Origin of the sequence: Streptosporangium lutulentum, from assembly GCF_030811455.1 — a bacterium.
GTDB lineage: Bacteria > Actinomycetota > Actinomycetes > Streptosporangiales > Streptosporangiaceae > Streptosporangium > Streptosporangium lutulentum.
On the sequence record NZ_JAUSQU010000001.1, the window covers coordinates 7,524,812 to 7,544,692 of the forward strand.

At 67.3% G+C, this 19,881-nt stretch carries 26 protein-coding genes; 14 read left to right on the top strand and 12 right to left on the bottom strand.

Annotation, left to right across the window (positions count from 1 at the left end; translation table 11 throughout):
- Positions 1 to 76: 76 nt before the first annotated feature.
- The 3 genes from J2853_RS33770 to J2853_RS33780 form a co-directional block, all read right to left on the bottom strand.
- Positions 77 to 862 carry a carbon-nitrogen hydrolase family protein gene (locus J2853_RS33770; protein WP_307564755.1) on the bottom strand — a complete coding sequence of 262 codons (786 nt, stop codon included), beginning with the start codon at positions 860 to 862 and terminating at the stop codon, positions 77 to 79.
- Positions 863 to 1,396: 534 nt separating this feature from the next.
- Positions 1,397 to 1,741 carry a GNAT family N-acetyltransferase gene (locus J2853_RS33775; RefSeq protein ID WP_307564756.1) on the bottom strand — a complete coding sequence of 115 codons (345 nt, stop codon included), beginning with the start codon at positions 1,739 to 1,741 and terminating at the stop codon, positions 1,397 to 1,399.
- A 269-nt stretch (positions 1,742 to 2,010) separates the two neighbouring features.
- A complete protein-coding gene (locus J2853_RS33780; protein ID WP_307564757.1) occupies positions 2,011 to 2,697 on the bottom strand; it encodes an alpha/beta fold hydrolase in 687 nt (228 codons plus the stop codon).
- A gap of 182 nt (positions 2,698 to 2,879) precedes the next feature.
- Between J2853_RS33780 and J2853_RS33785 the strand changes: the two genes are divergently transcribed.
- The 3 genes from J2853_RS33785 to J2853_RS33795 all read left to right on the top strand — a co-directional run bounded on the left by J2853_RS33785 (position 2,880) and on the right by J2853_RS33795 (position 4,668).
- Positions 2,880 to 3,896 (top strand): helix-turn-helix transcriptional regulator, encoded by a 1,017-nt coding sequence (locus tag J2853_RS33785; protein WP_307564758.1) that lies wholly within the window; start codon positions 2,880 to 2,882, stop codon positions 3,894 to 3,896.
- A gap of 95 nt (positions 3,897 to 3,991) precedes the next feature.
- Positions 3,992 to 4,279: an ArsR/SmtB family transcription factor gene (locus J2853_RS33790; protein ID WP_307564759.1), complete on the top strand. Its 288-nt coding sequence runs from the start codon at positions 3,992 to 3,994 to the stop codon at positions 4,277 to 4,279.
- Complete coding sequence (locus J2853_RS33795) at positions 4,276 to 4,668, top strand: VOC family protein (protein ID WP_307564760.1); 393 nt, start codon at positions 4,276 to 4,278, stop codon at positions 4,666 to 4,668. The genes J2853_RS33790 and J2853_RS33795 overlap by 4 nt, the downstream gene beginning before the upstream one ends.
- Positions 4,669 to 4,690: 22 nt before the next feature.
- Here the strand turns inward: J2853_RS33795 and J2853_RS33800 are convergent, their stop codons facing one another.
- On the bottom strand, positions 4,691 to 5,542 hold the full coding sequence (locus J2853_RS33800) for an RNA-guided endonuclease InsQ/TnpB family protein (protein WP_307564761.1): 852 nt from the start codon (positions 5,540 to 5,542) through the stop codon (positions 4,691 to 4,693).
- A gap of 1 nt (position 5,543) precedes the next feature.
- Positions 5,544 to 5,903, bottom strand: a complete 360-nt coding sequence (locus tag J2853_RS33805) for a helix-turn-helix domain-containing protein (protein WP_307564762.1) — start codon at positions 5,901 to 5,903, stop codon at positions 5,544 to 5,546.
- Positions 5,904 to 6,021: 118 nt separating this feature from the next.
- Between J2853_RS33805 and J2853_RS33810 the strand changes: the two genes are divergently transcribed.
- Complete coding sequence (locus J2853_RS33810; protein WP_307564763.1) at positions 6,022 to 6,552, top strand: GNAT family N-acetyltransferase; 531 nt, start codon at positions 6,022 to 6,024, stop codon at positions 6,550 to 6,552.
- 331 nt (positions 6,553 to 6,883) lie between these two features.
- On the opposite strand, the gene map is transcribed toward J2853_RS33810, so the two are convergent.
- Entirely contained in the window at positions 6,884 to 7,666 is a 783-nt protein-coding gene (gene map / locus J2853_RS33815) for a type I methionyl aminopeptidase (protein WP_307564764.1), read from the bottom strand.
- Between the two features lie 66 nt (positions 7,667 to 7,732).
- Here map and J2853_RS33820 point away from each other — a divergent pair, with 66 nt between their 5' ends.
- The gene (locus J2853_RS33820; protein ID WP_307564765.1) at positions 7,733 to 8,035 is read left to right on the top strand and encodes a helix-turn-helix domain-containing protein; all 303 of its coding nucleotides are present in this window, start codon (positions 7,733 to 7,735) and stop codon (positions 8,033 to 8,035) included.
- A gap of 107 nt (positions 8,036 to 8,142) precedes the next feature.
- Positions 8,143 to 8,616: a hypothetical protein gene (locus J2853_RS33825; protein ID WP_307564766.1), complete on the top strand. Its 474-nt coding sequence runs from the start codon at positions 8,143 to 8,145 to the stop codon at positions 8,614 to 8,616.
- On the opposite strand, the gene J2853_RS33830 is transcribed toward J2853_RS33825, so the two are convergent.
- Genes J2853_RS33830 through J2853_RS33840 form a run of 3 tightly spaced genes read right to left on the bottom strand, consistent with a single transcriptional unit; the run spans position 8,597 to position 10,329 of the window.
- Positions 8,597 to 9,400: a VOC family protein gene (locus J2853_RS33830; RefSeq protein WP_307564767.1), complete on the bottom strand. Its 804-nt coding sequence runs from the start codon at positions 9,398 to 9,400 to the stop codon at positions 8,597 to 8,599. The two genes, J2853_RS33825 and J2853_RS33830, sit on opposite strands and share 20 nt — an antisense overlap.
- Before the next feature lie 60 nt (positions 9,401 to 9,460).
- Complete coding sequence (locus J2853_RS33835; protein WP_307564768.1) at positions 9,461 to 9,874, bottom strand: VOC family protein; 414 nt, start codon at positions 9,872 to 9,874, stop codon at positions 9,461 to 9,463.
- 20 nt (positions 9,875 to 9,894) lie between these two features.
- Positions 9,895 to 10,329 (bottom strand): helix-turn-helix transcriptional regulator, encoded by a 435-nt coding sequence (locus J2853_RS33840; protein ID WP_307564769.1) that lies wholly within the window; start codon positions 10,327 to 10,329, stop codon positions 9,895 to 9,897.
- A gap of 177 nt (positions 10,330 to 10,506) precedes the next feature.
- Here J2853_RS33840 and J2853_RS33845 point away from each other — a divergent pair, with 177 nt between their 5' ends.
- From J2853_RS33845 to J2853_RS33855, 3 genes are all read left to right on the top strand, one after another.
- A complete protein-coding gene (locus tag J2853_RS33845) occupies positions 10,507 to 10,698 on the top strand; it encodes a hypothetical protein (RefSeq protein WP_307564770.1) in 192 nt (63 codons plus the stop codon).
- Positions 10,699 to 10,737: 39 nt separating this feature from the next.
- A protein-coding gene (locus tag J2853_RS33850; RefSeq protein ID WP_307568558.1) for an IS3 family transposase occupies positions 10,738 to 11,948 on the top strand; the annotation gives its coding sequence in 2 pieces (ribosomal slippage) (positions 10,738 to 11,047 and positions 11,047 to 11,948; 1,212 coding nt in all).
- Positions 11,949 to 11,999: 51 nt separating this feature from the next.
- Positions 12,000 to 12,275 carry a DUF1801 domain-containing protein gene (locus J2853_RS33855; RefSeq protein WP_307564771.1) on the top strand — a complete coding sequence of 92 codons (276 nt, stop codon included), beginning with the start codon at positions 12,000 to 12,002 and terminating at the stop codon, positions 12,273 to 12,275.
- A 368-nt stretch (positions 12,276 to 12,643) separates the two neighbouring features.
- Here the strand turns inward: J2853_RS33855 and J2853_RS33860 are convergent, their stop codons facing one another.
- Together J2853_RS33860 and J2853_RS33865 are read right to left on the bottom strand one after the other, a co-directional pair.
- The gene (locus tag J2853_RS33860; RefSeq protein WP_307564772.1) at positions 12,644 to 13,459 is read right to left on the bottom strand and encodes an alpha/beta fold hydrolase; all 816 of its coding nucleotides are present in this window, start codon (positions 13,457 to 13,459) and stop codon (positions 12,644 to 12,646) included.
- An 85-nt stretch (positions 13,460 to 13,544) separates the two neighbouring features.
- A complete protein-coding gene (locus J2853_RS33865) occupies positions 13,545 to 13,916 on the bottom strand; it encodes a DUF1048 domain-containing protein (RefSeq protein ID WP_307564773.1) in 372 nt (123 codons plus the stop codon).
- A gap of 311 nt (positions 13,917 to 14,227) precedes the next feature.
- Here J2853_RS33865 and J2853_RS33870 point away from each other — a divergent pair, with 311 nt between their 5' ends.
- The 3 genes from J2853_RS33870 to J2853_RS33880 all read left to right on the top strand — a co-directional run bounded on the left by J2853_RS33870 (position 14,228) and on the right by J2853_RS33880 (position 17,276).
- Entirely contained in the window at positions 14,228 to 14,956 is a 729-nt protein-coding gene (locus J2853_RS33870; protein WP_307564774.1) for a GbsR/MarR family transcriptional regulator, read from the top strand.
- Between the two features lie 206 nt (positions 14,957 to 15,162).
- Positions 15,163 to 15,384 carry a hypothetical protein gene (locus J2853_RS33875; RefSeq protein WP_307564775.1) on the top strand — a complete coding sequence of 74 codons (222 nt, stop codon included), beginning with the start codon at positions 15,163 to 15,165 and terminating at the stop codon, positions 15,382 to 15,384.
- Positions 15,385 to 15,584: 200 nt separating this feature from the next.
- Positions 15,585 to 17,276, top strand: a complete 1,692-nt coding sequence (locus J2853_RS33880; protein ID WP_307564776.1) for a hypothetical protein — start codon at positions 15,585 to 15,587, stop codon at positions 17,274 to 17,276.
- Between the two features lie 273 nt (positions 17,277 to 17,549).
- Here the strand turns inward: J2853_RS33880 and J2853_RS33885 are convergent, their stop codons facing one another.
- Positions 17,550 to 18,128, bottom strand: coding sequence for a YwqG family protein (locus tag J2853_RS33885; RefSeq protein WP_307564777.1), 579 nt, complete (start codon positions 18,126 to 18,128; stop codon positions 17,550 to 17,552).
- Positions 18,129 to 18,406: 278 nt separating this feature from the next.
- Here J2853_RS33885 and J2853_RS33890 point away from each other — a divergent pair, with 278 nt between their 5' ends.
- Together J2853_RS33890 and J2853_RS33895 are read left to right on the top strand one after the other, a co-directional pair.
- A complete protein-coding gene (locus tag J2853_RS33890; protein ID WP_307564778.1) occupies positions 18,407 to 18,991 on the top strand; it encodes an RNA polymerase sigma factor in 585 nt (194 codons plus the stop codon).
- Positions 18,988 to 19,668, top strand: a complete 681-nt coding sequence (locus tag J2853_RS33895) for a hypothetical protein (RefSeq protein WP_307564779.1) — start codon at positions 18,988 to 18,990, stop codon at positions 19,666 to 19,668. Before J2853_RS33890 ends, J2853_RS33895 begins: the two co-directional genes overlap by 4 nt.
- Positions 19,669 to 19,881: the final 213 nt, after the last annotated feature.

Consider the following 19,881-nt stretch of genomic DNA (forward strand, 5'->3'; position numbering starts at 1 on the left):
CGGCATCGGCCTTCGACGACGAGATGAGCCGTCTCGCGTCTCCGGATCGGTGTCTCATCCGAACCGGTGAACATCACTACGCCGCTCCGCGCGGGTATCCGGCCCGTGTGTCCCTGTCACGCAACGCCTGCAGTTCGCCGCGTGACAGGGACGCGGTGAACAGGCCCGGACCGGTCGCGGCCTGTGTCAACCGCGTCCCGTCCGGGTGCCAGGCCCCGCTGCCGCCGCACGACACCCAACCCGGCCCCGTGCCGGCGTAGTTGGCGGCGACCGCGAACATGCGGTGGTCCATGGCCCGTGCCGCGAAGTGGAGGTCCAGCCGCCGTGTCTCCGCCAGCGTGTACAGGACCGATCCGGCGTAGACATCGGCGCCTCGACGGGCGGCGTCCTCGGCATGGGCCGGCACCCCGGCGTCGTAGCAGATGGCGAGGGCGATCTTCCAGCCGTCGACGTCGAGAAGCCGGCCCGGCCCACCGGGCTGAAAGAGGTCGCGCTCCCGGCCGTGCAGATTCCGCTTGCCGTAAACGTGGATGCTCGCGTCCGGGCGCACCGCCAGCGAGGCGATCCAGCCCGTGCCGTCCGCCTGGCGGTAAGCGGCGCCCACCACCGCCGTCACCCCGCAGTCCTGCGCGGTCCGCCGGACGACGTTCAGCCGAGGGTCGTCCTCGGTCACCCACGCCGCCGGATCGTGGAAGAGGTCAAGGTCATAGCCGACGAGAGAGAGTTCGGGAAACATGAGCAGTTTCGCCCCGGACTCGGCGGCCGCTCGGATCGAATCCACCGCCGCACGAGCATTGGCGGCCACGTCTCCCGGCTCGGAGGAAGTCTGGGCCACCGCCACGATCAACGTTTCTTGGGACACCGCGGCATCGTAGCGTCCGTACCTATTGTGTTAGCGGTTATTACTCGGGTGGATCCAGCCCATGGGCCTTGAGCGCCTTGCGAACCCGGTGGAGGCATTCTTCTGCGGAGTCAGCGTCGGCTCGGATAGTCCATCTGTCGTCTTGGGGGCCGCCGCTCGCGTGGAAGGTCTAGGGTCGAACGCCCTGACGCTCGGCGTCCACCCTGAGCAGGGCACTCACGTCGCGCTCCAGGAGCCATTCGAGCATCGCGACCGCGTCCACTGGGGCAGCATACGACCTCGATGGCGCGTCGCAGGGCGGCGAGTGGGTTGGCTACGGCGAGCGCGCAGATCGATGGACGGCTCGGGTCGCCGCCGACCTGGACCGGCGCCCACGCCACACGTCCCGGCGTGCAGCGGTTTCGGCAGACAGCGCCCCTTCTCGTCATCCACGAGGCCTGTGGTCAAGACCGCTGAGCAGGGGCAAACGCAACACCCATTGAAGATGTTGCACGAGATCAGCTGCGAATGCGGTAGGGGCCTGGTGGCGGACGCTCACACCGGGTCGACCACTTTGCTCACGATCCATGCGTGCTTGCCAACCTGCCGTCCGCGGGCGAATCCGAACTGCTCGAGGAGTTCGACGGTCGCGCTGAACAGGAAACGGCCCGGCGCCTCGCGGCCGGTGGTCACCTCGGAGATGGCTTCGACGAGGCCGCCGCCGGCATGGGCGATCTGGTCGAGCGCGCCTTCCAGCGCCGCCCGTGCGACGCCCTGGCCGCGGTGCTTCTTGTCGACGTAGAAGCAGGTGATCCGCCAGTCCGGACCCGGTCCTCCTTGGCCGCGCGATGGCTGATCCCCTCCTGGCGGCGCTCCTGGTGGAAACCGATGCACCAGCACCCACCGAAGATCCCGTTGTTGCGCTCGACGAGCTCCGCGAAGGCAGCCCAGGTAGAGGCGTCCAGGGGCCGGGTCGTGTACGACATCCTTGAGTCCTTCCGCGCGTTTCCATTGTCCCGGCCCGCGAGTTCGAGGCACAACAACCGCTCGCCGCCCAGCCGGTCGATCACCGCCGTGAACCCGGCGTCGAGAGACGTCGGCCAAAGGTCCGCAGCGGAGTTCCTCGTCGATGGCGCGTGACGTGTCCGGCCCCTGTCCGCGACGTCAGGTCAGGCCTCGGCGGCCGACGCGGCCAGGATCCGGGCGAGTTCGATCGGCTTGGTGACCATGGGCCAGTGGCCGGAGTCGATGTCGACGACGTCAATGTGCTTGGCTTTGGCGAGCTCGGGCACGTCACCGGCGCCGATCCACTCCTGAGCCTGGGCGGGGGTGAATTCGGGGCACACGAGTACGACCGGGACCTCGAAGCGTCGCTCGTCCGTCAGACGTACCACGCCCTTGGCCACTCCCCCGGGGACGGAGATCGCAGCGGACGCGATGGTTCGCCTGGTCTCCTCGTCGAGGTCGGCGGAGTCCGGTCCCTCGAACGGGCCCCAGCCGGGGAAGGGCATGACGCCGTCCTTCAGCTCGAAGAAGTCGGCGTAGGAGTCCCCGTCGGCGGACGGGAAGCCTCCGATGAGGGCGACCTTGGCGACCTTCTCCGGTCGCGCGTCGGCGGCCAGCCACGCCAGGGTGCAGGCGGCGGAGTGCCCCACCACCATGGTCTTTCCGGACGCCGAGTCCACAGCGGCCAGCACCGCCGCCACCTGATCGTCGAGCGTGGCCGAGGTGGATCCGTCGCCCTGCCCGGGGAGGGTGAGCGGCACGGGACGGTGGCCGAGTGCCTCAAGCGTGGGCACGACCTCGTTCCACGCGGATCCGTCGAGCCACAGGCCGGCGATGAGCAGTATGTCCATGATCAGTTCTCTTTCTCCAGTGCGGTCAGATCACGTTCGGCGTAGAGCCGGTGTTCCCATTCCTCGTTGAGGACGATGCTGAGACATTCCTTGAAGAGGGAGAACTCGGTCATGGACGCATGCTAGGACCGGTTCCGGACAATCTACTTCCGGTTTGTCCCGTGACCACCTAATCTGCTCGTGTGCCGACCGATCTCAGCCCCACCGCACGAGCGCTGCGTGCCATGGAGATCCTCCAGACCCGCCCCGGCGTGACGGCCGACGAACTCGCCGCGTTTCTGGGGGTCACGGAGCGGGCCGCGCGCCGGTACGTCGGGATCCTCCGAGAGGCGGGCATCCCCGTCGAGTCGGCCCGGGGCCCCTATGGCGGGTACCGGCTCGGGCGCGGGACGAGGCTCCCTCCGGTCGCCTTCACGGAGCCCGAGGCACTCGGTCTGGTCATGGCGGTGCTCGACGGCCAGCCGGCGGCCACCGACGTCGACGACCTCGTCGGCTCCGCTCTGGGCAAGGTCATCCGGGCACTGCCCGAGAGCGTCGGCCGGCAGGCGGCGGCGCTGCGAGAGCATGCGTCGGCCGCGCCCGACCGGTACTCGACCCGTCCGGACCCCGCCACCGTCAGCGCACTCGTCGCCGCCGTCGCGGTACGGCGTCGCGTGCTGGTCACGTATCGAAGCGAGGCCGGCAACGAGTGGGAGGCCGAGGTGGATCCCTGGGCGGTCGTCGTCCGCCACGGGCGCTGGTACCTCCTGTGTCACTCCCATCGCGCGGACGCGATCCGTACCTACCGGGTCGACCGGGTCCGCGCGGTTCAGCAGACCACGCACGCGTTCGAGCCGCCCGACGGCCTCGACCCGGTGGCGGCGCTGGAGGAGAACCTGGGCACCGGGTGGGAGTTCCCCACTCGCGTTGTGTTCGACGCCCCACTGGCCGAGGTGGCGCCCTGGGTCCGGTCTCCCATGGGACGGCTTGAGCCATCGGGAGACGGGTGCGTGCTCGTCGGCAGCACGAGCAATCCGGCGATGTACGCGCAGGAGTGGTTGGCGAGCATGCCGTTCGCCTTCCGCGTCGACGGCGGGCAGGAACTCCGTGCCGCGGTCGGGACGGTCGCGGCGCGTTTCGCCGCCGCCCTGACGGACCAGCCCCTGACCGCGGCGTCGAAGGACGCGGTCGACCCAGGGCACGCGGAGAGGAAAGCCTGACGGTGACCGTCCGGCGCGCCCCTCTTCCCGGAGCCGGAACGCCCCGCCGGAGGCATGCTTGACAGGCAAGTGACGACTTGCCTATCATCGCCCGCATGGGCGATGTCTTCAAGGCCCTCGCCGACCCCACTCGGAGAACCATCCTCGACGAGCTGACCGAGCGCGACGGTCAGACGCTGTTCGAGATCTGTGTCCGCCTGACGAGTCGACATCAGTCGAACCTGACCCGGCAGGCCGTGTCCCAGCATCTGGCGGTGCTGGAGGAGGCCGGGCTGATCACGACGCGCAAGCAGGGACGGTACAAGTTCCACCACCTCGACACCACCCCCCTGGCCGCCATCTTCGAGCGGTGGCCGGTCACCAGGAAAGGACAGGCACCGTGAAGATCTATGTCACCAGCGTGTTCGTGGACGACCAGCAAAAGGCCCTCGACTTCTACACCGAGGCGCTCGGCTTCACCACAAAGCACGACATCCCGCTGGGCGAGGCCCGGTGGCTGACGGTCGTCTCACCGGAGGACCCCAAGGGCACGGAGCTGCTGCTGGAGCCGGACGGGCACCCCGCGGTCAAGCCGTACAAGGAGGCGCTGGTCGCCGACGGCATTCCGGCCGCCTCGTTCCAGGTCACGGACGTGCAGGCGGAGTACGAGCGGCTGCGCGGGCTGGGGGTGACGTTCACGCAGGAGCCGATGGAGGCGGGGCCGGTGACCATGGCGGTCTTCGACGACACCTGCGGAAACCTGATCCAGATCTTGACATCCTCCTCTGCCTGAAGGGCAGAGGATTCAACGGCACCTACCCCACCAGGAGGAGATCACGTTGAGGTTCGCGGTTCGCAGGCCCGCCCAACGGCAAGCCTCCCCGCGCAGCCACCGCATATCCCTCGGCGGTATCTCGGATGTTCTTCGCCGCGTTGACGTCGGCGTGATCCTGGTGCTTGCAGGCCACACACCGGAAGAGAGCTTGGCTCTCACGACTCTCCCGGGCGACATGTTTGCAGGCGTTACAAGTCTGCGACGTATACCGCGGATCGATCTTCCAGACCCGGCCCGGAGCCTTGTCCTCCAGCCGGGCCGCCAACCGCCCCCACCCGCTGGCCAGAATGCCCCGATTCAACCCCGCCTTCTGCCGCACGTTCCTACCCGGTGCCTCCAGGGTGCCTTTCGCCGACCGGGTCATCGCGGAGATCTTCAGGTCCTCGATGCCGATCACGTCGAAACGCCGCGCCAGATCGGTGCTGGTCTTCTCCACCCAATCCTTGCGCCGATCACCATCCCGCGCCTTCAGCCGAGCGACGGCGGCCTTGACCTTGGCGCGGCGCTTGGACCCGGACCGGGCGCGGGCCAGGGCGCGCTGCAACCGCAGCAGCCGCTTCTTCTCCGCCTCGCCCAAGGTGGGAACGGTCAGCGGTTCACCGGTGGACAACGCCGCCGACACCACCACACCCCGATCCACGCCGACGGCCGCACCCGTCCCCGGGGCCGGAATCGGCTCCGGAATGATCGCGAACGCCACATGCCAGCGGCCCGCCGCATCCCGGGTCACCCGGAAGGACTTCGCTTCCCCCATGGCGCGGGACCACCGGAACCGCACCCATCCCACCTTGGGGATGCGCACCTGACCGACTTTGCGCGACAGGCGGCGCACATCACGACAGGCGGCGCACATCACCGGCCTTGACCGCGACGATCCGGAAGCCTTCGTTTCGGCCGCGCCGGCGCCATCTCGGCCGCCGGTGGGTTTGGCCGAAGAAGTTCGCCATCGCCTGATGGAAGTCCTTCAGCGCCTGCTGCTGAACGATGACCGACCCGGCGGCCGGCCACGGCGAGGCGGCACGGGCCTCGGTGAGTTGTCGGCACTGCTCGGTGAACCCCGGCGCCGGTGTGCGCCCGCCCCGCCAGTGGGCGTGTTGTTCTATGGCCAGGTTCCACACATATCGGGCGTGCCCGCAGTGCTCCAGCAGCGCCGCTTCTTGGGCGGGTGAGGGTTGCAGCCGGTAGCGGGACACGCCGAGCAACCTACCGATGCCCACCGACAAAACCGGGAGACCATCATGGGTGACCGTTCTGTGTTTCCTTCCCGTCCTGAAGGACGGGACCTCCACGCTGTAAGTACTCGGTGACCCGATGACCAAGCACTTCGCGATTTTCCAGGCTTCCGCCGACGACGGGGACGTGCTGGGCGAGATCCACGCGGAGTCCTGGAAGGCGGCCTACATCGGCTTCTTCGCCCCGGAGTTCTTCGCCGAGGCCGTGCGGCAGCGGCGCACCCAGTGGCACGACCGGCTCGCCAAGGGAGAGGACACCGTCATGTTTGCCGCGCTGGAGGAGCGACCGTTGGCTCTCTCCTTCTTCGGCTCCTCACCGGCTCGGCCGGATAGGGCTCAGATCTTCAGCTTCTTCGGACACCCGGCCGGCTGGGGCACCGGTATCGCGAGCGCCCTGATGGCTGCGACCCTGCGCAAGCTGCGCGAGGACGGCTTCAGCCGGGTGCACCTGTGGACGCTGCGCGATACACCCCGGTCACGCCGCTTTTATGCCAAGAACGGCTTCACCGAATCGGGTGCGGTCCGCGGGTACGACTTCGGTGACGGCAACCTGATCGACCAGGTCGAGTACGAGTTCATCGTGACTTCCACAGGAACGACGCCACGGTGACGAATCCGCTCTCCGGTGGAGACGTATTCGGCACGATCGACCACGGCCACCCCGGGTGGCATGATCTCGATGACGCGTGCCGTTCCGGCGGGCGGCCGAGTCTCGTGCATCGTGATCGCGTCACCCGGTTTGAGGCGCTTCCGGCGTTCGGAGGTCGCGGAGACGGCGAAGCCGGTCCTCGGTACAGGCGACCAAGCGCGTGGCGTCGTCGCAGGTCGTTCGCCTGTCCGGCCTGGAGCTGGGCACGCACCTGGCTGTACCGGCGTGTCAACTGGGGTCCTCCCAGAAGATCCGAGGCGCCGGGAGCACAGGGGCAGGCGTGGCTTCGACCTCACGGTCGCGCCGGCTTCGGCAAGGTGAGGATTTCGGCTCCGTCGTCGGTGATCGCGATCGTGTGCTCGCTGTGTGCCGTCCGGCAGCCCGTCGCACTTCGGAGCGTCCACCCGTCGGCATCGGTGACGAGCTTGGCGGTGTCCTCCATGACCCACGGCTCCAGTGCGAGCAGCAGACCGGGGCGCAGTTTGTACCCGCGGCCGGGCCGTCCGGTGTTTGAAATGTGCGGGCTCTGGTGCATCGTCGATCCGATGCCATGACCTCCGAACTCGGTGTTGATCGAGTACCCCGCCTCGCTGAGGACCGAGCCGATGGCATGGGAGATATCACCGATGCGAGCCCCAGGTCCGGCGGCGGCTATCCCCGCGCTCAACGCGCGCTCGGTCGCGCTGATCAGCGCGACGCTCTCCGTGGGCTTCGAGTCGCCCACGATGAAGCTGATGGCGGAGTCCGCGGCGACTCCGCCTTTGGAGACGGCGAGGTCGAGCGTCAGCAGATCGCCGTCGGCAAGCGTGTAGTCGTTCGGCAGTCCGTGGAGCACGGCGTCGTTGACGGCCGTGCAGATGTAGTGGCCGAACGGCCCGCGTCCGAAGGACGGCTCGTAGTCGACGTAGCAGGACTGCGCTCCACCCTCGACGATCAGGCTCTTGGCCCACCGATCGATGTCCAGGAGGCTCGTGCCGACCGTGCTACGGCTCTTCAGTGTTTGCAAAATGTCGGCGACCAGGGCACCCGTGTCCTTCGCACGGGCCAGCTCGGTGGAGTTCAGGATCTCGATCATGCGGCGCCCTTCTCATGAAACCAATAACTATACCGGCCATATTATCCCGGTACTATAATCGGAATCATGGTCAGGTTGCCGCTCACTCCCGTCGAGGTCGAGCGCGGACAGCGCCTCGGCGCCCTGTTGCGTCGCGCCAGGGGAGAGCGCTCGATGCTCGAGACCGCGCTCGACGCACGCGTCTCACCGGAGACCCTCCGGAAGATCGAGACGGGCCGCGTCGCGACCCCTGCCTTCCCGACCATCGCTGCGATCGCCGATGCCCTCGGCCTCTCCCTCGACGCGGTGTGGGCCGAGATCAACCAGCCCGAACGTGATGTCGAACCGACCAGCCCCGGTCACAACACACGCGAGTGGCTGGCCTCGTAAGCCTTAATCCCGCAGCCGCGTCGGCGAGCGACGACGCGTGGGCACGGCTCTCAACCGATGTCCCTTGTCGGTGCGGCGTTGACGGCGCTCGGCGGTATGGTCCCTCCGTGACCCTCGTCGCCTGGCAGGCCGGCCCCGACCTCCTCGCCTGCATCCTGCGCCGACACGGGCAAGCACCCGACGCCATCACGGACACCATGGCCGCGTGGGCGGCGTTCGCAGAGTTCGCCCAGACGAAGGTCACCGGAATCGATACCCGACCGGATTCCGACTCTGATGGGTTCATCCTGCAATGGGGGCGCCGGTCTTGGAATGATCACCGTCCGAGCATGAGCTTCGCCCGGCAAGTGGCCGTGCCCTGCGCGGACGGTCAGTTCGATGGCTGCGGCGAACTTCGGCAGATCGAGCTGGTTCTCCTTTATGAGGACTCGGGGGTGACCAGCTCTCATCCGGACCAGGACACGGGCTTCTTCTTCCCCAACGGGGATGAGGAGTGGCAGGCGGCTCTTGGGGAGGCACAGGACTTTCCGCCGTTCCAGGCCGTTGCCGCAGCCGCCCCGGTCAGCAGCTCCTTGACGTGATTCTCCAGTGGTAGCCGTCGGGGTCGATGCAGTGCCCTGCGTAGTCGCCCCGGTCGGACCGGGTCGCTGCGGCGGTGACCCGGCCGCCGGCAGGGTCTACGGCGGCGAGAAGAGCGTCGACGTCGTCACGGGAAGCGGCGATGTGGGTGAGCACGAGCGCCGGGAAGCCGTCGCCGTGCTCGTCGACACCGGCGTCCTTGGCGAGGGCCTTGCGTGGCAGCAGTCCCAGCCGACACCCGCCGTCGGCGATGGCGAAGTCGATGAACTTGTCGCCGTAGTCGTGGTCGGCGCTCATGCCCAGCGTCTCGTAGAACACCCTGGATGCCGTCGGCTTGGCGACGCCGAGGTAGACGGCGGTCTCGGTCGGTTTCGGCGGGTCGGGGACGGGACCGGTGTCCTTCTTGGAGGCCGCGGCCAGCTTCCACACGGCCCCGTCCGGTGCCTGGTAGACGGCGGTGAACTCACCGAAGAGCTGCTTCTTCGCCGGCTTGATGACCGTCGCGCCCCTGGCTGTGGCGGCATCGAGAAAGGCCTTGACCTCGGCGGGCCGGTTGACGATGGAGGACAGGACGTAGCCCCGGAAACCCGAAGTCGCCGGATCCGCACCGGAGTCGGTGGCGAGCGCGTCGACCCGGCGGAGGGCGAGCTGCCCGGTGCCGTGAAGGTCGAGGCCGGTGGTGTGGTCGTCGTCCATGGCCGTGGCTGAGAACGCGGACGTGTAGAAGGCGCGTGCGGCTTCCACCTGCGGTACACCAAGAGTGATGATGTCTACGGAGAGCGGCATCGGATGGTTCCTCCGTGCTTTCGGGGGTCGGTTGATCCGGTGAGAGTGGTGCGGGCCGGCTCAGTCAGATGCGCTGGTTATGCGGATGAGGTTGCCGGCGGGATCACGGAAGGCGCAGTCGCGGACTCCGTAGTCCTGGTCGACGGGTTCCTGGACCACATCGGCGCCCGCGGCCTGGAGGCGGTCGAACAGCCCGTCGAGGTCGTCGGTGGCCAGCGTGACGGCGGTGTAGACGCCCTTGGTGATGAGTTCCAGGATGGTGCGGCGCTCCTCATCGGTGATGCCCGGATCGGCCGCCGGCGGGTGCAACACGATGGAGGTGCCGGGCTGTCCGACCGGGCCGACGGTGATCCACCGCAGGTCTTCGTAGCCGGCGTCGGCCCGGACCTCGAAGCCCAGGATGTCGCGGTAGAAAACCAGAGCGGCCTCGGGGTCGGTGTGCGGGAGGAAGGCGTGCTGAATGGTGACCTTCATGCCCATCACGCTACGCATGACTACCGGGCGCGGGCTTCTCGATTCTTGACCGGTCTGGTCACCTGCTTGCTCAGACACGGCGGGATACCCGCCGCGGCCTGGGAATGGTCACGCCGGTAGACGCTCGGCGGCACGCCGACCAGCTCGGTGAACCTCGTGCTGAACGTGCCCAGCGAGGAGAAACCCACTTCGAAACACACTTCCGTGACGCTGAGGTCTCCGCGGCGCAGCAGCGTCATCGCCCGTTCGATCCGCCGGGTCATCAGATACGAGTACGGAGACTCATCGTAGACGCGACGGAACTCCCGGCTCAGGTGCCCGACCGACATGTGCGCCCCAGCGGCCAGCGCCTGAAGGTTCAGCGGCTTGGCGTACTCACGGTCGATCCGGTCTCGGACACGACGGATCACGGCGATGTCGTGCAATCGTTGCGCCTCCGCACGCCCGAGACTCATACGCGCCATCGTTCCATCTCACCTGCCGCAGGCGACAGCCGATGGTGTGGGCCCGTACGACGAGGTGTGTCCAGAGGCACGGGGCGAGCATCGGTCAAGAATCGAGAAGCACCGGCTTCGCAGCACGGCTAACGTCGCAAGCACTTCACACCGATGACGACGAGGAGAGTGACAGCGGTGAGCGCGGAGAGCAGGAAAAGCACGGACGGCTTCTCCGAGGAAGAACGTGCTGCCATGAAGGAGCGCGCCGCGGAACTGAAGAAGGAGGCGAACCGCGGTCGTGGCAACAAGGCAGCCGCCGAGGAGCTCGACGTGCTGTCGAAGATCGCGGAGATGGAGGGCCTTCACCCCGAGGTGTGGACATCTTGAGTGCCAGATCATAGAGATCTGGAGACCAAGGAGTTCCTCGTGGCCATGAAGGCCTACTCAGTTGAGTTCAAGACAGACGCCGTCGCGTTGTATCTGTCGGACCCGTCGCGGACGTACGCGTCGGTGGCCAAGGACCTGGGCGTCAACCGTGAGACGTTGCGCCTGTGGGTGCACCAGGCGCGGTCTGCCGGCACTGCTCCGAAGACGGGCTCGGTGAAGAGGCCGCCGACGGGATTGGTAACCTCCGGCAACGTGCTGGAAGAGGAGAACAAGCAGTTGCGGGCCCGGATCCGGGAACTGGAGCTGGAGCGCGAGATTTTGCGGCGGGCGGCCAAGTATTTCGCCGGGGAGACGAACTGGTGAGTCGCTTCCAGTTCGTTGCCGATCACCGTGACGCCTTCGGGGTGAAGCGACTGTGCCGAGTGCTGGAGGTCTCCCGGTCGGGGTTCTATCGGTGGGTGGCCGCCACACCGGCGAGGGCGGTGCGGACGGCGGCCGACGCTGCGCTCGCGGCGGAGATCAGGCAGATCCACGCCGACTTCGATGGCACCTACGGCAGCCCGCGGGTGACTGCCGAGCTGCGCGATGCGGGCCGGCGGGTCAATCACAAGCGGGTGGCGCGGATCATGCGGGTCTTCGGCATCGTCGGGCTGCATCTGCGTAAGAGGGTCCGCACCACGGTGCCCGAGCCCTCCCATCAGAAGATGCCCGACCTGATCAAGCGGGACTTCACCGCGGCCGCGCCGAACCAGCGGTACGTGGGCGACATCACCTATCTGCCCGTCGGTGAGGGACAGTTCTTGTATCTCGCGACGGTGCTGGACCTGCATTCACGTCGCCTGGCTGGTTGGTCGATCGCCGATCACATGCGCACCGAGCTGGTGACCGACGCGCTGCGGGCAGCCGCCGCCACGCGGGGTGGTGACCTGGCCGGGGCGGTCTTTCACTCCGATCACGGGGCGCAATACACCTCCGCCGACTTCGCCGCCGTGTGCAAGGAGTTCGGTGTTCGCCAGTCGATGGGCGCCGTCGGGACAAGCGCGGACAACGCTGCCGCCGAGGCGTTCAACGCCACTCTCAAACGCGAGACGCTGCAGGGCGCCAAACGCTGGTCCTCGGCCCGCCAGGCTCGCCTGGAGGTCTTCAAGTGGATCACTCGCTACAACACCCGAAGGAGGCACTCCAGCCTGAACTACCTCAGCCCGATCACCTACGAGCAGCGGTCCGATAGGGTCCTGCTCGCCGCATGACAGCTGGTGTCCACATTTTGGGGCCAAGGCCCGGAGCCGTCGGACCGCGCAGTGGCCGAACGCCTCCACGCCATTGTCACCACCCAAGCCCCGGAGCTGTCGCCGAAGCTGTGGTACGGACAGCCGGCCTACGCCAGAAAGGGGAAGGTTGTGTGCTTCTTCCGTAGCGGGCACGTGGACAAAGAGCCCTACTCAACCTTCAGCTTCACCGCAGAAGCGAACCTCGCCGACGACAGCGGCCTGTGGCCCACGTCCTTCGCCGTGACCGAGTTGAGCGACGAAGCCGCGAAGACGATCACCGCCCTCGTCACGAAGGCCGTGAGCTGAACTCCAGTCAGGAGCGCGAACGGCCTTGACCAAGCTCGTCCGGGCGAACACCGTAGAGGCCAGTGATCTCGCCTGGAAGGGACGTACATGTTGGTCTGGGCTGGCTCGAAATTTTGTTTTTTGTGGTCTTGGCCGTCGCCGCTGTTTTCTTGGTGATACGAGCCCGACGGCGATAGACGGGCGGCGGTGCGGCCTCGGTGCGGCGGGGTGGCTGGTGTACGGCGGGCGCTGGGTGCGTAACGCGTTGATCGATCCGATGGCGCGAACGCAGCGAGGTTCGTCGACCAGGTCGTGCCGGTGTCACGATCTTCGGCGTGACACCGGCGAACGCCGCCGCGTGGCCGATCGTGAACCCGCCGGTCATGTCCTCAGCGCCCTCCGCCGTCGAGCGCGGCGACCTCGCGTACGGCCTCGGCGACGGCGCGGAAGTCCTTGCGCAGGATGGCGCCGTGGTTGCTGGGGACTTTCGCGCTGATCTTGATGTTCGGGTTGCGCTCGACCACCTGATCGAGACTGGCGCGAATGCGTTCCTGCTCATCACCCTTGCTTCCGAAGGACGACCCCGAGGCGTTCACATACCGGGTCGGGACGGTGATGTTGTCCAGCACGGGGCCCAGCTCGCGCTTGCGGGCGATCTCGCCGGCCTCGATGTTGCTGTTGGCCATCTGTTCGGCGGTCATCCGCGGAGCCAGGCCCGTCGGGCGCAGCAGCGGCATCAACCAGCTCAACCGCCGCCACAGCTTCCGCATCTGCTCGACATCGACCTCGTCGATCCAGTCGTGCGGCTGGGCGCCGTCGACCAGGACCGCGCCCACGGTACGGTCGGGATTCCGGCCGGCCCAGTGTGCCGCGACGAACGCCCCGTAGGACCAGCCCACCACCAGTGCCCGGTCCACACCTCTGGCCGCGAGAACGGCATCGACATCCCGGACGTTCGTCTCGAACGAATAGTCCGCCGAACGCTTCGACTTGCCGCGGGCCCGCATGTCGTAGGTGATGTGCCGCCACCCCACCCTCAGATCGGCGACGACCCGCCGCCAGTACCCCTGGGTGGCGACGTGGCCGTTGAGGTAGACCACGGGGATACCGGGGCCGCCGGTGTCGGTGACGGCCAGGGCCGTGTCATCGACCGGCACCATGCCGGTCCACGTCGCATCGATCGAGGACGTGCTGTTCTTCGTCATGTGGTCCCTCTGCTCGTGGTAGGTGTTCTGTGCGGCTTCTCCAGGCCCCGTGCACGGATCGCCGGCTCGGGGGTCGTGCGCGCGGTCATCGGGGCTTCTCGTCCTCGGCGCGCGTGATGGCGTCGGTCAGCTGCTTCCGCGAACGGGCGGGGACGTAGCCACCGTCGGAGTAGTTCTGGACGAACGCCTCGGCGAACTTCACCGGGTCGCCCCCGACGATCTCGCTGATCGGTGTTCCGTCCGCCGCGGCCCGTTCGAACAGCTCGGCGAGGTCTTCGAACCTCGACGCGTCGCTGTCGCCGTCGGTCGGCACGAAGTGCATCAGGTACCGCTCGATCGCGTCGACCGCCGCGCGGTAGTTCGGCGGAAGTTGTCCCACGCGCGCCCTGTACTGACGCCACCGCTGCTTGGGGCCGATCACCTTTGCGATGAAGCCGCCCTTTTCAGTGTCGAACATGGTCATCTTCCTCCTTCGAGACGTTCCTGTCCGTGAGCGTTGAGGGAGTGCGCCTCGCGTGCCGTGACAGGCGTTCATGGATCGCTGAACTTCTGCAAAGGTACATTGCATTCATATTTTGGTCAACATGCAAAGAAGGCTTGATGAGCCTGTTCAGAAGCAGTAAATGGCTTGCATTGCAATAAATATGGCACTGAATGCAATGGATGATCAAGATTGATATTGCAATGGACTTCGAGTGAATGCATACTGTGCGACGGGAGTGCGGGCGCCGAGCCCCGCGCATGCCGGCAGATGGGAGACGAGCACCGATGCCCGGAGACAGACTCACCGATGAGGACCGTCGGCACATCGCTGCGGGGCTGGCCGAGGGGCTCGGATTCGCAGAGATCGGCCGGCGTCTCGGGCGGCCCGCCTCGACCGTCATGCGGGAGGTCACCCGCAACGGCGGACCCGACGATTACGCGGCGCAGCGGGCGCAGGAGGCCACCAGGCAGCGTGCGCGCCGGCACAGGCAGGCCAAGTCACCGGCGCCGCCGGTCGGCGACAGCAGCCATGGGCGTGACCCCCAGGCGGTCCGGAACCTCACGGAATCCTTCGCCACGCTCCTGGAACAGCAGGGGATGCCCCGGATGACGGCCAGGGTGCTGGCCTGCCTGTATGTCACCGACTCCGGTACCCTCACCGCCGCCGAGCTGGTCCAGCGGCTTCGCGTCAGTCCCGCGTCGATCTCGCAGACCGTCTCCTTCCTCGAACAGCAGGGACTGATCAGGCGGGAACGGGCTCCCGGCGGGCGCCGCGAACGCTATGTCATCGACGACGGGCTCTGGGTCCGGTCCACCCTTGCGGCTATGCACATGAACGACGCCCTGGTCGCCGCGTCGCAGCACGCGGCGGAGACCCTCGTGGCCGAGACCCCGGCCGGCGCCCGCTTCGGCGCCGCTGCCGAGTTCCTGCTCCTCGTGAACGCGGCCCTCCGGCAGGTCATGGAGCAGTGGCAGCAGAACCAGGCCGACCGGGACGCCGGGCGCCAGTCATGATCTCTCGCGGCTTCGAGAGGGGGCCTCTGACCTGCGGAGGCTCAGGGGTTTGAACCCCGGATGGGCGGTAACCCCAAACCGCGTCAGCAGCGCCGATCCTGCCCGTCCCGATCAGTCCCACCTGGACTGACAGACGTGGCCGGTCTCCTCGAAACGGGATTGAACGGGGCTGGATCGCAACTGGAGAGCATTACTACAGTCAGGTCATGAGCGACGATCAGACCGCGCTTGACCGTCTCATCGCGTTGGTTCCTCCACCCATCGAACCGGCCTTCGGCGCTGGGGGCTGGGAGGAACTGGCCGCTGACATGGGGCTCAGGTTTCACCCATGTTCACCCGGTTCGACGGTGCGTCGCTTCAGAGATGAATCCGGGCTGGGGTCGGCCCCGGAAGCCCGGCCAACATTCATGGTCAGCGCACTCCATTGAGCTGCGAATCCCCACTGACGATCGACCACGCCCTGGCCGGCCACTGGCGACGCGGCCTGTCTTTCCTCGCACACGTGGCCTTTTGCGCGCCCCTGCGGCTTGGAGAAAATCTCGGTTGATCATCTTGTGAACAGTTCGCGCACAGGCGCCGCCAGATGGGCATTACGATCAGCCCTTTCTCACTGAAAGGACAGCATTCGGTGCGGAGATACCGTCTGGGGCGATTAGCGGCAGTCGTCAACATGACGGCCGTGGTGGTCGCGGTCGTCGTCAGCCTGGTCCGGGATTCCCTTGATCCGGCCTGGACCGTGGTCCAGTGGTATCCGCCCTCCCGCTCCGCCGACGAGACCTCGCTGCTCGCGGTGCTGGGTGGATTGCTCCTGGTGGGCGCGGTCAATTCGTGGATGTTCTGGCAGGTGCTCCAGGGACCGGCCGATGCCGCGCCGTTGCCGCGACGCGCGCTGTGGCTGCGTCGCCTGCTCTATGTCTACGTCGGCTGGCTACTGATCCCGGTACCGCTCCCCGACGAGGTGAGGACCGCGTTCGACGTGGTGCTGTGGGTGCCCATCGTCATCCTCTTCGCGCAGGTGCTGACCCACTCAGGACCGGCCTTCCGCCTGATCCTGGTCACCACCGCTCTGCTGAGCACGATGCTTTCATGGGTGCTCGTAGCCGTACCCCGGGACGGCTACGCCGACCGGGGCGCACCCGTGCTTTCCACTGTGATTCTGGCACTCGTGGCGGTGGGGCTGGCCTGGTTGCTGATGACCCTCATCGCCCAGCGACGCGACGGCCGCTGGAGGAGGACCACGATGGTCCTGGGAGCGTGCCAGCTGGCGGTCATCCCCGTCGCCGTCGTCCTGAACCAGCTCGTCGACTTTCCGGAGAGCGTGGTCCTGTTCGACCTCGTGTATGTGCTGGCCGTCTTCCAACCGGTCTGGCTCGCCCGGACGGCCCACGAGCTCAACCGCCCCGGCACCGCACCGGATCCCGGGCCCCTGCGCTCGCCCCGATGGCTCCTCGCGCCGATGGTCCTGGCTCCGATGGCGGTCATCGCCCCCGAGGCCAAGCCCCACATGACCTACAGCTGGCTCGATGCCGACTGTTCGTCGATCCCCCTGTTCGCCGACACCCCTCCGCAGGATCGCCGACGCGTTTATCTGTGCCTGGCCGGAGACGGGCGGCTCTACGAAAACATTCGGTTCTGGAGCAGAGGCGGGAGCCCGGTCACGGACCAGCAGCTCCTGGGCAGGGGCTGGAAGAGCTGCGCGGCAGGCGACGGCAAGGTGAGAGCCGAGGCGCTGGTCTACCTGTGCCCGGAAGTCGTCGCACGTGACCAACCCGACCTCCTGCTCACGGCGGCTCAGCTCAAGCAGCGAGACGCCAAGGAGCGAGCCCGGCGGCGGCAAGCGGTGGTGGATGAGGCCGCTCAGTACGTGAGCGGCTGCCGCGATCCCTGGCCCGCGCTGCGGACCTCCCGCCAGGCCACGGCCGTCCACCTGCCCACCGACTGGGACGGCTACCACATCTTCAACGGGCGCCAGGCGAGCCTGGACGCACTTTATGACGAGAACCTCGAATCCGACAGCCCGCTTGTGGCCCACGGGGGTGCTGCCATGGTCAGCACGACGCTGGAGTACGGCGCCACCTGCGTCACGGTGAAGGTCCTGCGTACGGCCCCGCCGATCCGGCGCAAGGGCTGGGACGACGTGGTCGACGCGGATCTGGTTCTCGGCTCGGGACGGGTGCACCTGAAGGGCAGGGGCATCGAGGTCGCGGTCGCCCTTCCGAAGGCGGGGAAATACCGGGTTCGCCTGCACACCCGAACGTTGGACGAGGGGATCGGAGAAGACCTTGTGGTGGTGTTTCCCACTTCCCAGCGCCGGCCGTGAACGTCGGCCGGGTTGGATCACGCTGCTTGTGGTGTGGGTCCGCCCCAGCGCAGGTAGGCCCGCAGCTCATAGGCAGGCACGACAGGGCTGGGGTGATCGGAGTCGCCGATCAAGCCGTCGGCCTTCCTCCTCGGTCAGCCGACGTGCACATCCTCGCTTCGCCATCCATTACTTCTCATCTTCGGGTCATCGATCACATCGACGACCCGAAGCGGACACCGGAATCAGATCGTCAGGCCAGGCATCCTGTCAGGGACGTCCTGGGACATGGCGCTATGAGCACTGCCATAAAAAGCGGCCCTCTTCGCCGTCGGCGCTGAGAAATCCGTAGCCAATACCGGCGTCGCCGAAGTTGACATCGTAGAACTCGCCCCCGCCGTCAAGCTGGAACAGGAAGGTCCAATCCCCGGGCGGATACTCCTCGTCTTGGATCCACGCAGGAGGACCGCCAAGCCGATCGTCCCAGCCCTCTTCGAGCTCGGCAGCGCCGGCCGGCACGAGTTCGACGGCCAGATCCTCACTCATCGTGGGGCCCTCGGCGTCGTCGGTCACCGTGATGAAGGACGGCACCCGTCCGGGCTGCACGATCAGCGCGTTTTCACCCTCCTCGCTATCCCAAGTGCCGTCGACGTAGTCCTCACTGCCGGTCATGAACAGGTAGGCCATCCGGACCTCCTCCCCGGGAAGCCGGAACTGGCCGAGGAACATCATCGGTGTTTCCAGCTCGGTGGACAGCGGCCACTGCGGCTTGTCGACCCACACCGGCTGGCCGCCCAGCTTGGTCACCGGCTCCAGGACGGGCGCGCCGGCCTTACTGAGCACGAGGCGGCGGGGGGATTCGCTGATCGTCATAGGGGCAGACCGTAGCGCCCGCAACCGACAAGACGCCTGGTGAAGTCCGAACTCTTGAAATCCTGCTTGCAAAGACGCGTACCGATCTCGGACGACCGGCGAAGACGCAGCTCCGCGCCCTGATCGCGCTCTCCGTGACCCCCGCTGTTCCCCCTCGTTTCCCGCCCCCATCGGGCACACAGCGGGCACGCCATTCGAGCAGCCTCCGCACCGAAAGGCGCATTTCGTGTAACGGTGTGCCTTGCTCGGTCCAAGCAAGGGTGTGATGAGACGCACGTATGACAAAGGGAGCTTCGGTGCTGCCTGAACACAGGGGACTGACAGACATAGTCCAAGACCCCGAGGCCTTCGAGACTTTCTACCGACGCCACGTCGAGGCCGTAACCCGCTTCCTCGCGAGGCGCGTGCCGGATCCACACGCCGTGGCCGATCTCACGGCGGAGGTGTTCCTCGCCGTCCTGGACTCGGCACACACCTACCGGCCCGGCAAGGGCAGCGAAATCGCCTGGCTGTACGGCGTGGCACGCAACACCGTCCTGGCCGAGCGGCGACGCTCCGCCAGAGAGATGCGAGCGACCGGCCGGATCGCGGGGCGCCGACTGCTGGAGGCCGACGACATCTCACGGCTGGAGGACCGAATCGACGCCGAGTCTCCGGCGCGACGCGCCCTGGAGGCCATGGCCGCGCTGCCGGAGGGCGACCGGGCCCTGCTGGAGCTCGTGGCCGTCGACGGTCTCAGCCCAGCCGAGGCCGCCACCGTGCTCGGCATCCGGCAAGGCACCGCCCGGGTGAGGCTCCACCGGGCCCGGCGCGCCGTTAAGCAGGCTCCCGGCCTCATTCCGCTGATGGAAGGAACGAAATGAACAGCACTTTCGAGGACAGACTGCTCGACGAACTCAAGGCAGAGATCACCGCACGGGCGGCACAGGGGCGCGCACCGGCTCGTCTCCGCCTGAACCGCCGCAGGATCGTGAGCGGTGCAGCCGTCGTCGGGCTCGCCGCAGCCGCTGCCATCGCCGTCCCGATGGTGTTCGGGCCGCAGACCCCGGCGTACGCCCTGACCAAGAACCCGGACGGCTCGATCAACCTGCGAATCAACGAGTTCAGGGACCCCGATCAGATCGAGGAGGACATGGCCCACCTGGGTGTCCCCGCGGACATCACCTACCTTCCGCTGGGCAAGCGATGCGGAAACACGCGCGCTCCCTTCGTCGCCGGTGACCGAACCGTCACACCCGAGGAAGTCAAGAGCAAGGACCCCGCCGTGCAGGCCCGGGTACGCGAGCGGGCGACGAACACGGCGTCCGCCAAGGCCATCCGTCCCGGTAACGGCATCACGATCTACCCCCGACACATCAAGCCCGGGCAGATCGTGCTGATCGAGGTGATGGAGAACTCGGTGGAGCCCAGCGTCGAACGCCCCGGGGTCGCCTGGCAGTTCTCCGGTCGCCTGACGGACGGCCCCGTCGCGCCGTGCCAGGTCGTCGACGATCCGTCGGCCTTCGACATCGGTAACGCCACGCCTCCCCCCGGCAACTGACTACGGCTCACACCGCGGCGACGAGGCGAAGCGGGACCGGCCGGCCCACGCGTCAGGCCGGTCCCTTCCGCATCGGCGGCTCGGGGCATGACCGTTCAGGACGGTTCCACCTGGATCAACGCTCCTCGGTGGTCCTCCTGGAACGAGCTGGTACGGCGGAACCCTGGATCTTCGATCGCCCCTGGCCACGACGAATATCGGCCGCCCCATGGC